10 protein-coding genes are annotated in these 12,124 nt (G+C 72.6%); 6 read left to right on the top strand and 4 right to left on the bottom strand.

Annotated features, from left to right (window positions below):
- Positions 1–67: 67 nt before the first annotated feature.
- The gene (locus BIV03_RS12735) at positions 68–2,722 is read right to left on the bottom strand and encodes a phosphoenolpyruvate carboxylase (RefSeq protein WP_071295973.1); all 2,655 of its coding nucleotides are present in this window, start codon (positions 2,720–2,722) and stop codon (positions 68–70) included.
- Between the two features lie 255 nt (positions 2,723–2,977).
- Between BIV03_RS12735 and BIV03_RS12740 the strand changes: the two genes are divergently transcribed.
- Entirely contained in the window at positions 2,978–4,744 is a 1,767-nt protein-coding gene (locus BIV03_RS12740) for a BCCT family transporter (protein WP_254790885.1), read from the top strand.
- A gap of 267 nt (positions 4,745–5,011) precedes the next feature.
- Here the strand turns inward: BIV03_RS12740 and BIV03_RS12745 are convergent, their stop codons facing one another.
- Entirely contained in the window at positions 5,012–5,728 is a 717-nt protein-coding gene (locus tag BIV03_RS12745; protein ID WP_071295975.1) for a heme oxygenase (biliverdin-producing), read from the bottom strand.
- A 75-nt stretch (positions 5,729–5,803) separates the two neighbouring features.
- On the opposite strand from BIV03_RS12745, the gene BIV03_RS12750 reads away from it, so the two are divergent.
- The gene (locus BIV03_RS12750; RefSeq protein ID WP_071295976.1) at positions 5,804–6,649 is read left to right on the top strand and encodes a siderophore-interacting protein; all 846 of its coding nucleotides are present in this window, start codon (positions 5,804–5,806) and stop codon (positions 6,647–6,649) included.
- A gap of 54 nt (positions 6,650–6,703) precedes the next feature.
- The gene (locus BIV03_RS12755) at positions 6,704–7,276 is read left to right on the top strand and encodes a GIY-YIG nuclease family protein (protein WP_071295977.1); all 573 of its coding nucleotides are present in this window, start codon (positions 6,704–6,706) and stop codon (positions 7,274–7,276) included.
- A gap of 556 nt (positions 7,277–7,832) precedes the next feature.
- Here the strand turns inward: BIV03_RS12755 and BIV03_RS12760 are convergent.
- Together BIV03_RS12760 and BIV03_RS12765 are read right to left on the bottom strand one after the other, a co-directional pair.
- Complete coding sequence (locus BIV03_RS12760; RefSeq protein ID WP_071295978.1) at positions 7,833–8,804, bottom strand: hypothetical protein; 972 nt, start codon at positions 8,802–8,804, stop codon at positions 7,833–7,835.
- A 46-nt stretch (positions 8,805–8,850) separates the two neighbouring features.
- Complete coding sequence (locus tag BIV03_RS12765; RefSeq protein WP_071295979.1) at positions 8,851–9,102, bottom strand: DUF4287 domain-containing protein; 252 nt, start codon at positions 9,100–9,102, stop codon at positions 8,851–8,853.
- 132 nt (positions 9,103–9,234) lie between these two features.
- On the opposite strand from BIV03_RS12765, the gene BIV03_RS12770 reads away from it, so the two are divergent.
- From BIV03_RS12770 to BIV03_RS12780, 3 genes are read left to right on the top strand one after another with little or no spacing between them, the layout of a single operon-like run.
- Complete coding sequence (locus BIV03_RS12770) at positions 9,235–10,257, top strand: amino acid ABC transporter permease (RefSeq protein ID WP_071295980.1); 1,023 nt, start codon at positions 9,235–9,237, stop codon at positions 10,255–10,257.
- Positions 10,257–11,030, top strand: a complete 774-nt coding sequence (locus tag BIV03_RS12775; RefSeq protein WP_071295981.1) for an amino acid ABC transporter ATP-binding protein — start codon at positions 10,257–10,259, stop codon at positions 11,028–11,030. The genes BIV03_RS12770 and BIV03_RS12775 overlap by 1 nt, the downstream gene beginning before the upstream one ends.
- A 36-nt stretch (positions 11,031–11,066) precedes the next feature.
- The gene (locus BIV03_RS12780; RefSeq protein WP_071295982.1) at positions 11,067–12,080 is read left to right on the top strand and encodes a transporter substrate-binding domain-containing protein; all 1,014 of its coding nucleotides are present in this window, start codon (positions 11,067–11,069) and stop codon (positions 12,078–12,080) included.
- Positions 12,081–12,124 lie beyond the last annotated feature (44 nt).

Consider the following 12,124-nt stretch of genomic DNA (forward strand, 5'->3'; position numbering starts at 1 on the left):
CCAGCTGGCACCGCGCCTCCTGGGCCCGAGACGGTCGCGTCGACGACCGACGGCCGGTCCGCGCGGATCAGCCCGTGTTCTGCAGGCCGGCCGCGATGCCGTTCACGGTGAGGAGGAGCAGCCGGTGGTCACCGTCCGTCGGGTCCGTGCTGCCCGAGGTACGGATCGCGCGGAGCGCCCGGAGCTGCAGGTGCGAGAGCGCGTCGACGTACGGGCTGCGGAGCCGGACGGCGCGTGCGAGGACGGGACGGTCCTCGAGGACGTCGCTCCCGCCCGAGACGCGCAACACCCACTCGCGCGTGCGGAGCATCTCGTCGAGGACCTTCGCGGCGAGGTCGTCGCGGTCCGCGAGCTCAAGGTACCGGCGGGCGATGTGCTCGTCGGTCTTCGCGAGCGACATCTCGACGTTCTTGATCATCGCGCCGAAGAGGGGCCACTCGGCGTACGCGGTGCGGAGGAGCTCCACGTCGCCGACGGCCTCGAGCGCGGAACCGAGGCCGTACCACCCGGCGAGGTTGATGCGCGCCTGCGTCCACGAGAACACCCACGGGATCGCCCGGAGGTCCTCGAGCGACTCGACGCTCAGACCACGGCGGGCCGGACGGGAGCCGAGCGGGAGCAGACCGATCTCCTCCATCGGGGTCACGCGCGCGAACCACGGCGCGAAGCCGTCCGCCTTCACGAGGCCGTAGAACGCCTCGCGCGAGACGTCGTCGAGCTGCTGCGCGAGGTCGGCGAAGCGCGTGGCGGCGACGGCCGTGCGGTCCTCGTTCGACGGCGATGATGCGAACAGCGTGGCCGAGGCCATCTGCTCGAGGTGCCGCGCGGCGATGTCCTTGTCCCCGTACTGGGCGAAGATGACCTCGCCCTGCTCGGTGAGCTTGAGGCGTCCGTCGATGGAACCGCGGGGCTGCGCCAGGACGGCCTCGTTCGCCGGGCCACCACCGCGGCCGAGCGAGCCGCCGCGGCCGTGGAACAGCGTGAGCTCGACGTCGTGCTGCTTCGCCCAGTCGGCGATCCGGGCCTGTGCGTCGTAGAGCGCGAGGTTCGCCGACACCGGACCGACGTCCTTCGAGGAGTCGGAGTACCCGAGCATGACCTCGAGGCGGCGACCGGTCGCTGCGAGGCGACGCTGGAACGGCTCGGTGCGGACGGCCTCGTCGAGGATGTCGACACTGGCGTGGAGGTCCGCGAAGGTCTCGAACAGCGGGATGACGTCGAGCACCGGGGCGGCCTCGGGCGACCCGAGTGCGGCGACCGCGAGCTCGTGGACGTTCGCGAGGTCGGCTGCCGACTGCGTGAACGACACGATGTAGCGGCTGGCGGCGCGGACGCCGTAGCGGGCCTGCAGCGCGGCGATCGTGCGGAACACGGCGAGGACCTCTTCCGTGGTCTCGCTCAGCTCCCCACCGGCGCGGATCTCGGCGAGGGCGTTCCGGTGCACCTGCGAGTGCTGCCGGACCTCGAGCTCGGCGAGGTGGAACCCGAAGGTCTCCACCTGCCAGACGAGGTTCTGCAGCTCGCCGTTCGCGGGACGGGTGGCCCCGGCCGCGACGAGCGAGGTCTGGATGGTGCGGAGGTCGGCCAGGAGCGCGTCCGGCCCGGGGTAGGCGAGCTCGGCCTCGCCCCGGCGCGTGGCGTCGATGCGGGCGGCGACGAACAGGAGCGCCCGACGGTGCGTCTCGTTGGGCGCACGGACCCCGATGCGCTCGGCGATCCCGGGGTCGAGTGACTCCTGCGCGGCGACGAGCGCAGTGAGACCGGCGTCCGCCGGGGTCTCGCTCGCGTCGAGGGTGAGGGTGCTGCCGATGCGGGTGGCGGCGCGGGAGAGCCCGAGCAGGATGTGCTCGGCCGCGATCTCCGCCGCCTGGCGGGTGACGTCCGCGGTCACGTGCGGGTTGCCGTCGCGGTCGCCGCCGATCCAGGTGCCGAAGCGCACGAAGGCCGGTGCGGTGACCGGCACGCGGCCGGCATCGTCACCGAGCAGCCGGTCGTCGAGCAGGCGGTAGACCTGCGGGACGATCTCGAACAGCGTCTGGTCGAACACGCTCATCGCCGTGCGGACCTCGTCGAGCGGGGTCGGGCGGGTCGTGCGGAGCGGCGAGGTGCGCAGGAGGGTCGTGATCTCCTCGAGCAGCCGACGCTCGTTCTCGGCGAGGGCCGTGGCGTTCGTCGTCCGGTCGCGCTCGTCGATGAGGTCGGTGATGCGCCGCACGGCCGTGGTCACCGCGCGTCGGCGGGCCTCGGTCGGGTGCGCCGTGAGGACCGGGTGGAACCGGAGTTCGCGCAGCCGGGCCGCAGCGGCCTCGTCGCCGACCTGCTCGACGAGCGAGGCGTACGTCGCCGGGAAGGAGTCCCCCGCGAGTCCGCCGTCGTCGCCGCGGTGCCGGAGCACGCGCACGCGGTGGTGCTCCTCGGCGAGGTTCGTGAGGTGGAAGTACGTGGTGAACGCCTGGGCCACGGCCTCGGCCCGCTCGGCGGACAGCTCCGCGACGATGGCCTCGGCACGCGCGGCGCCCTCGGCCTCGCCGCCCTCGTACGCGTCGATGACCGCGGCGCGGAGGCTCTCCACGTCGTGCAGGAGGTCCTCGCCGCCGGTCTCCCGCAGGACTCGTCCGAGCAGCTTGCCGAGGTACCGCACGTCGGAGCGCAGGTCGCTGTCGACCGCGCCACTGACGTCGTCCCGCGCGCGTCCGTGGCGCGTCTGACCGTCGATCGTCATGTGGTCCTCTCCGGGTCTCGGCCGGGAAGGTCGTCCCGGTATCCCAGCAGCGTATCGGCCCGTCGGGACCGGTGACGACAACCGTCCGGACGGACCGCGGCGGGCGGGCGCGCGGCCTCGCTTCGTGAGCAGAAGAGGTCGCCGCGGCCAAGGGGACCCGACCGTTCCTGCTCACGAAGTGCCTCGGGCGCGGCCTCGCCCGTTCCCATCGCACCCGGACGGACCACGGCGAGCGTTCGTAGAATCCGGCCAGGGATGCTCAGCATCCGTGGGTGGAGGGACGCCATGGACGAGACGGCCGGGCCGGCAGACCACGAACCCGCCACGGGGCGGACGCAGGACGACGTGGGGACGGGATCCGCGCCTCCTGGCCCGCCGGCCGACACGGCGGTCCGGAAGCCGCCCGTCGAGCGCTGGGTCTTCTGGCCGGCCGCGGGGATCGTGCTCGCGTTCGTCGCCGTCGCGCTCGCCGCGCCTCGTGCCACCGAGGACGTCTTCTCGGCCGTCCAGGGGTGGATCGTGCGGGACTTCGGCTGGTACTACGTGATCGCCGCGGCCGCGTTCGTCGTCTTCGCGATCTGGATCGGGTTCAGCCGGTTCGGCGACATCGTGCTCGGCCAGGACGACGAGGCGCCCGAGTTCTCGACGCTCTCGTGGCTGTCGCTGCTGTTCGCCGCGGGCATGGGCATCGGGCTCGTGTTCTACGGCGTCGCCGAGCCCCTCAGTCACTTCGCCGCACCACGGCCGGGGGTGACGGGCGACGACGACGCCCTCGCGCAGCGGGCGCTCACGCAGACGTTCCTGCACTGGGGCCTGCACGCGTGGGCGATCTACGTCGTGGTCGGGCTCGCCCTGGCGTACGCGATCCACCGGCGGTCGCGACCGGTGTCGATCCGCTGGGCGCTCGAGCCGCTGCTGGGCAAGCGCGTGGTGGGCGGGTGGGGCAACCTCATCGACGTCCTCGCGCTGATCGGCACGCTGTTCGGCGTCGCGACGTCGCTCGGGCTCGGCGTGCTGCAGATCGGGTCGGGGCTCGAGTACACCGGCGCGGCGGAGAACACCCGGGGCCTGCAGATCGGGTTGATCGTCGTCGTCACGCTGATCGCCGTCGGGTCGCTGCTGAGCGGCGTCGGCAAGGGCATGAAGATCCTGTCGAACATCAACCTCGTGCTGGCGGCCGTGCTGCTCGTCTTCGTCCTGTTCGTCGGCCCGACGCAGTTCCTGCTCGGCGAGTTCGTGCAGTCGATCGGGCAGTACGTGCAGGGCTTCGTCGGGCTGGCGTTCGACACGAGCGCCTTCGCGGGTCGGGCCGGGCAGGAGTGGCAGGGCGCGTGGACGACGTTCTACTGGGGCTGGTGGATGTCGTGGGCGCCGTTCGTCGGCATCTTCATCGCGCGGATCTCCCGCGGACGGACCGTCCGGCAGTTCGTGCTCGGTGTGCTGTTCGTCCCGACGCTGCTGACCTTCCTCTGGTTCGCGATCATGGGCGGGACCGCGCTGTACGACCAGCTGCACGGCACCGGCGACCTCGTCGGGGCGGACGGCAGCGTGTCCGTCGAGCAGGTCCTGTTCCAGCTGCTCGGCGGGATGCCCGCTGGATCGGTGCTCGTGATCGGGGCGATCATCCTGATCGGGGTGTTCTTCGTGACCTCGGCGGACTCGGGTGCGCTCGTGATGGGCATGATCGCGACCGGCGGGCAGATCGAGCCGAAGAACTGGATCCGGGTCTTCTTCGCCGGGGTCACGGCCCTCGTCGCGGTGGCGCTCCTGCTCGCGGGCGGGCTGAACGCGCTGAAGACCGCGGCGATCACGACGGCGCTCCCGTTCAGCGTCGTGATGGTGCTGATGTGCTGGTCGACGGTGATCGCCTTCACGCGGGAGCGTCGGGCGTACGCGCGGGCGGAGCGTCGGGCGTTGATGGCGGACCTCGCGGACTTCTACCAGCAGGAGGTCGTCGAACCCGCGGAGCGCGCGCCGAAGACCGGCCCGATCCAGAAGCTCGCGCGCCGCATGCGGCACTGAGGCGGGGGCGGGGCGGCGGGCGCGCTTCGTGAGCAGAAATGGTCGCCTGGGCTGCCCGCACCCGACAGTTTCTGCTCACCAAGCGCCCGCCGCTCGGCGCGGCGCGGGCGGCACGGGCGGCACGGCGCGCGGGCCCCGCGGCGCGGCACGAACGAGGGAGCGCCGGGATCGCGGCGCGTGGCGGAAGCACCCCTGCGAAGCGACGCGCTCCGCGATCCCGGCGGGTCTGGTGGGCGGCACGTGGCCGCTCGGGTCAACTCGGCTCGGTCACGCGATCACGGCCACGTCGTCGCCCGCGCCGTGCGGCCCGTCATCGTCGGACCACGCCGCGGCACGGCCGAGCACCGGTCCCCGTGTCGCGTCGAGCCCCGCGAGCAGCCCGCTGTCGAGCCGGTGCGCCAGCTCGACCTCGGCGATCACCCGTTCGCGTTCCTCGGCCGACCACGGAGCCGCGTCGAGCTGCGCCCGGTAGGTCTGCTCGAACGCACTCGGATCGGCGACCTGGTCGAAGATGTAGAACAGGACGCCGTTCGTCTCGAAGCCGAACTGCTCCGCGAGCAGTCGTCCGATGAGACGCCCGCCGGACAGGTCGCCGAGGGACCGCGTGTAGTGGTGGGCGACGAACCCGCCGGGCCACGTCGCCGCGACCTCGTTCAGTCGTCGGACGTACGCGGTGGTCTCGGGCAGCGGGCACACGAGCTCGGACCAGTCCGGACCGATGAGGTACTCGAGGTCCGCCCGGATCGCCGGCATCCGCGTCAACTGCGACGTGACGAAGGGGGAAGCCACGGGGTGGTCCGCCATCCGCTCGGCCGCGCGCTCGAGGGCGGCGTACACGAACGCGTACTGTCCGAGCAGGGCCGCGTACTCGCCGACGTCGCACCGCCCGGCGAGCAGGTCCTGCATGAACCCGTCGCCGCCCGACCCCTGCGAGCGACGCGTGCGCCGACGCAGCAGCTCGGAGAACGGGATGACTGTGTCCATGGAGGTAAGGCTAACCTTACTGAGCGGTACGTCAAGCACAGCGCACCCAGAAGTCGAGAGAGGAAGCTCGCACCGATGAGCTCGAAACCCAAACGCCCCCAGCACGTCTTCGTCGTCGACCGCACGGAGCGTCTCTCGCCGCACATGGTCCGCGTCCACCTCGGCGGTCCCGCCTTCGACGAGTTCGTCGCGGCAGCGGACCCGGAGCGGCTCGCCGCCACGGACAAGTACGTCAAGCTCCTGCTCGCGAAGCCGTCGCTCGGGCTCACGCCGCCGTACGACCTCGAGTCGCTGCGCGAGTCGCTCCCGAAGCACGACCGGCCGGCGCGCCGCACCTACACCGTGCGCGCCGTCGACCACGAGGCGAAGACCATCGCCGTCGACTTCGTCGTGCACGGCGACGACGGCCTCGCGGGTCCCTGGGCGGCCTCGGCGCAGCCCGGCGACCTCCTCGCGCTCTCCGGTCCCGGCGGCGGGTACGCCCCGTCCACCGACCCCGCCGTCACCCACGTGCTGCTCGGCGACGACAGCGCGCTCCCCGCGATCTCCGCCGCCCTCGAGGGCATGGCCGACACCGCCACGGGCGTCGCCCTCGTCGAGGTGGCGGGTCCGGCCGACGAGCAGGACGTCGCGCACCCGGCCGGGGTCGACCTGCGGTGGCTGCACCGCGACGCCACCGGCGCCGAGCCGGGCACGCTGCTGCTGGAGGCGGCTCGCTCGCTGGAGCGCGCCTCCAGGCCCGTGCAGGTGTTCGCGCACGGCGAGCGGACCGCGATGAAGGCGATCCGTCGACTGCTGCAGGACGACTGGGGACTCGAGAAGTCCGAGATGTCGCTGTCCGCGTACTGGGCGCTCGGGCGCGCCGAGGACCGGTTCCAGGAGGAGAAGCGCGAACCGATCGGCGTCATCTTCACCGAGTAGCGCTCGGGCCTGGAGGCGCGGCTGACGTCGGTGGGTCGGGCTAGCGTTCCCGGCATGGTCGCCCTCTCGTGCTGCGCGCCCGGTTGCGACGCCGGTGCGGTCGCCGGGTCGGCGGTGCCCGCGGTGCCGCTGTGCGCCGGACACGTCGCCCTCGTGGTCGACGCCGCCGCCGAGCACGTCGGCGTCGAGGACGTGCTGCCCGGCCCGTGCCCGGTGTGCGGGTCGCGGGTCGGGGTGCGCTTCCCGTCGGGTGCGGTGTGTGCGGCGTGCGAGTGGCGCTGGGGCGACGTGCCGGACGGGGACCTCGCTCCCCCGCGGGTCGACGTCGTGTACTACCTGCGGATGCGGGACGACTTCGGCGACCGGATCAAGATCGGGACGACGGCGAACCCGCGGCAGCGGCTCGCGGCGATCCCGCACCAGGACCTCCTCGGGTTCGAGCGCGGCGACCGGACGCTCGAGCGGCGGCGGCACGCGCAGTTCGCCGGGTCGCGGTACCCCGGTACGGAGTGGTTCCGGGTGACGCCGGAGTTGCTCGAGCACGTCGCGGTCGTGGCCGCGGGCGTGAGTGACCCGTGGGAGCTGCACGCCCGGTGGCGGAGCGAGGCGCTGGCGCTGCGCGGGTGAGGCGCGGCGCGGCGCGGCGGCGCGGCGGCGCGGCGGGTGCACGCCGCCAGCGGGCGCCCGCGGCCGGCGGCGGGTGCTGCGCACAACGCAAGGCACGCCGAACCGCGGGGAACCGCGGTTCCGGCGCACTGTGGTTGTGCGGCGGGCGGGCGCGCGCCGCCAGCGGGCGCCCGCGCGCGTCGAACCACGAAAGCGACGTCGCACCAGCCATCGCGGCCGGTTCCATGTCGCTTCCGTGGTTCGACACGGCGGCGCCGGCGGGCGGTGGGTGCTGCGCACAACGCAAGTCACGCCGAACCGCGGGGAACCGCGGTTCCGGCGCACTTCGGTTGTGCGGCGGGCGAGCGCACGCCGCCAGCGGGCGCCCGCGCGCTTCGAACCACGGAAGCGACGTCGCACCAGCCGTCGCAGCCGGTTCGACGCCGTTTCCGTGGTTCGAGGCGGCGCCGCCGGCGGGCGGTGGGTGCTGCGCACAACGCAAGGCACGCCGAACCGCGGGGAACCGCGGTTCCGGCGCACTGTGGTTGTGCGGCGCCGACGCCCGGCCGCCAGCGCGTCAGCGCGCGTACGCGTCGACGAAGAGGGCGCCGCGGACCTCGCGCAGCGTGTCGGCCAGGCGGGCGATCGTCCGGCCGGAGATCCCGGAGACCTCGAGGTCGTACGGCCCCAGCGCCTGCAGTCGCCCGGTCCGGATGCGGACGACCTCCCACCCGACACCGCGCACGGCACGGTCCTTCCGGCGGTCCGTCTCCTGCCGGGGTCCGACGTGCTCGAGGCCGTGGCGTCCGGTGGAGTCGTACTCGATCGCGACGCGGAGCTCCGGCAGGATGATGTCCGGCCAGACCTCGACGTGGTCGAAGAACGGTCGGTCGAGGCGGATCGCGGAGTGGTCGAACGTGAAGGCGAACCGCTCGGCGAGGGCGGCACGGAGCTCGGCCTCGACCGCGGAGGCCGTCGCCGGGGCGCACACGCTCGTGAACGACTCCCCCGAGGGCAGCCGCGGCGTCTTCGGGCAGATCGACCGCGGGACGGCCGGGGGCCGAGGCCGGCGGGGTGCACCGGGTTCCGGGCGACGAGGACGGGACCGCGTCGACGCAACAGCACCGGCCGGTGTCCCTCGAGCCGGGGCCGCGGGCAGGGTCTGCCGACCCGTGACGCGCACGACCCGCTGCGGGACCGGCACCGCGGCCGGCCAGTCGGAGGGCAGCACGGGCCAGCGCTGCGGCTGGGCCTGGACGGCGCACTCGGGGCACCACACCGACCGGCGTCGTTCCCGACCTGGACGGGAGCGCTGCTCACCCGGGGTCGCGACGAACACGTGCCCGACGTCGCACTCCCACGTCAGCAGGACCTCGGCAGCGGGTGGTACCTGGCTGAGGACGACGCCGTGGTTCCACTCCGGGTGGTACTGCCGGACGAGCACCGGGTACGAGGACCACTCGGCACGGAACTCCCCCACGGCGTACGGAACCGCCACACCGCGCGACCACTGTCGGCGGCGCCACCACGCGTCGACGGGTTCGGCCACGCTGTCACGCTAGGCAGCACCACCGACAACCGCCACGGCGAGGGGATCAGTCGGCGAGGGCGTTCCGCACGTAGCCGACGAGGGCGTTCGCGTGCCCGTGTCCCATGCCGTGCTCGGTCTTGAGCCAGGCGACGACCTCCATGTGCTTCTGGCCGTCGAGCCGGTCCGCGACGAGGTCGAGCCACTCCTGCACAGGACGCCCGTAGGTCTTCTCGATGCTCGGGAAGTACGACGCCGGCCCCTTCGGCTTGCTGCCGTCGGCCGGGGGCTCCGGTGCGGTCACGCGGTGTGCGGTCATGGGGGTCAGGATAGCCGCCGTCCCGCGTCACAGAGCGTCATCCTATCCTCGCGTGTGACGCCGGGTTCCCTCCCGTGCCGATGTGTTTCGCGCGGCGTTGTCGCGCCTCGGCGCACCTCCTACGGTCGCGACATGACCCAGACCACCGACACGGAGCGCCCGACCGGAAGCCCCGCCGGAACTCCGACCGGAAGCACGGCCGGAAGCACGACCGACGCGACCATCGACGCCGCCGGACGCGCCGCGCTCGACCGCCCCGTCGTCCCGCTGCGCCACCCGCTGCGGTGGATCGCCGCGGCGGTCGTCCTCGTGGTCCTCCTGAACTTCGTCGAGACGCTCTTCACCAACGAGCAGTGGGGCTGGCCGGCGGTCGGCAAGTGGCTGTTCAGCCCGGCGATCCTGACCGGCCTGCAGCTCACCCTCGTCGCGACGGCACTGAGCGCGGTGATCAGCTTCGCCGGCGGCATCGTCGTGGCGATCGGCCGGCTCTCGCGCAACCCGGTGCTGTCCGGGCTCGCGTGGGGCTACGTGTGGCTGTTCCGTTCGGTGCCGCTCATCCTGGTGCTCGTCTTCCTCTACAACCTCGGGTCGCTGTACCCGACCATCGGCATCGGCGTCCCGTTCGGACCGCAGTTCGAGGTCCCGACCGCGAACGTCCTCGGCGACCTGGCGATCGGCGTCATCGGGCTGAGCCTCAGCGAGATCGCCTACGCGTCGGAGATCGTCCGCGCCGGCGTGCTCGCCGTCGACCACGGCCAGCACGAGGCCGCGCAGGCCCTCGGGCTCCCCCGCCGCCGCCAGTTCGTGCGGGTCATCCTGCCGCAGGCGCTCCGCTCGATCGTGCCGGCCTTCGTGAACCAGATCGTCGGCCTGCTCAAGGCGTCCTCGCTGCTGTTCTACGTGTCGCTCCTCGACCTGTTCGGCGTGGTGCAGAACCTGTCGAGCACGTACCCGACGGACATCATCCCGCTGCTCGTCGTGGCGACGATCTGGTACCTCGCGCTCACGAGTGCGGTGTCGATCGTGCAGTACTACGTCGAGCGTTGGACGGCGCGCGGCTCGGTCCGCGCGCTCCCGCCGACACCGTTCCAGCGGCTCCGGTCCGCGGTGCGCCGCGGTTCCGGGCGCGGCCACAACGACGGGAAGGCCATCTGATGAGCGCCACCATCGGCATCCACGGCGCCGTGAAGGCATTCGGCGAGAACGTCGTCATCGACGGCGTCGACCTGACGCTGCCGTCCGGGAGCGTCACCGTGATCCTCGGTCCGTCCGGGTCCGGCAAGTCCACGCTGCTGCGGGCGATCAACCACCTCGAACCCCTCGACCGCGGTGTCGTCACCGTCGGCGGCGAGACCATCGGCGTCCGGGTGCGGACCGGCCGCGACGGGGTCCCCCGCTACAAGGAGCTGCCCGAGCGCCTGATCCTGCGGCAGCGCTCCCGGATCGGGTTCGTGTTCCAGCACTTCAACCTGTTCCCGCACCTCACCGCGCTCGAGAACGTGGCCGAGGGCCCGATCGCCTCCGGTGTCCCCGCCGCCACCGCGAAGGCCCGGGCCCAGACGCTGCTCGAACGCGTCGGCCTCGGCGACCGCGGTGCCACCCGCCCGCGCCAGCTCTCCGGCGGGCAGCAGCAGCGCGTGGCGATCGCCCGGGCGCTGGCGCTCGAGCCCTCGGTGGTCCTGCTGGACGAACCGACCTCGGCCCTCGACCCGGAACTGGTCGGCGAGGTGCTCGGCGTGATCACGGACCTCGCCGAGTCCGGCACGACGCTCGTCATCGTCACGCACGAGGTCGCCTTCGCCCGCGAGGTCGCCGACCACGTCGTCTTCCTCGACCACGGCCGCATCGTCGAGCAGGGCCCACCGGCGCAACTCATCGACGACCCGCAGCACCCCCGCACGCGCGACTTCCTGTCCCGCGTCCGCTGAACTCCCCACCCGTTCCGACCCGACCCCTGGAGAACCATGTCCCCGATCACCCCCTCCCGCTGGCGGCACCGCGCCGGCACCCTCGTCCTCGCCACCGGCGTCGTCGTCGCCCTCGCCGGCTGCGCCGCGAACGCCAGCGCCGGCACCGGCTCGGACGACGGCACCGTCACGATCGGCGCCGCCTCGAACGGCGCCGCGACCGAGACGAAGGTCTCCGTGCAGGAGGACTCGAAGCTCCACGACGAGCTCCCCGCCGACGTCAAGCAGTCCGGCAAGCTCGTCATCGGCATCGGGGCCCTGCCGTCCGGGTACCCGCCCCTCGCCTTCACCGGCGACGACCAGAAGACGCTGACCGGTTCCGAGCCCGACCTCGGCCGTCTCGTCGCGGCGAAGCTCGGCCTCGAGCCCCAGGTCAAGAACGCCACGTGGGACAACCTGTTCGTCGGCATCGACGGCGGGTCGGTCGACGTCGGCCTGTCGAACATCACCGTGACGGAGCAGCGCAAGGAGAAGTACGACTTCGCCTCGTACCGCCAGGACAACCTCGCGCTGCAGGTGAAGGAGGGCAGCTCCCTGCGGTTCGACGGTGATCCCTCCGTGCTCGCCGGCAAGACGATCGCCACCGACTCCGGCACGAACCAGGAGAAGATCCTGCTCGGGTGGAAGGCCGACCTCGCGAAGCAGGGCAAGACCATCACGGTGAAGTACTACCCGGACGCGAACGCGAAGCTCCTCGCCGTGCAGTCCGGCAAGGTCGACGGTTACCTCGGCCCGAACCCGACGATCGCCTACCAGAACAAGCAGAACGCGGGGACGGCGAAGGCGACGACGACCGCGGGCACCTACTCGGGTGCCGGCGCCGACCTGCAGGGGCTCATCGCGGCGACGACGAAGAAGGGCGACGGGCTCGCGAAGCCGGTCCAGGAGGCCATCAACGAGCTCATCGACGACGGCACGTACGCCAAGTGGCTCACGGCCTACAACCTGTCGAACGAGGCCGTGAAGCGGTCCGAGCTCAACCCGGAGGGCCTGCCGCTCGACGCCAGCTGACCCGGCACGCGCGGGACGCGCGCACACGACGGACGGGAGGCGCG

Source organism: Curtobacterium sp. MCBA15_016, from assembly GCF_001865105.1.
Taxonomy (GTDB): domain Bacteria; phylum Actinomycetota; class Actinomycetes; order Actinomycetales; family Microbacteriaceae; genus Curtobacterium.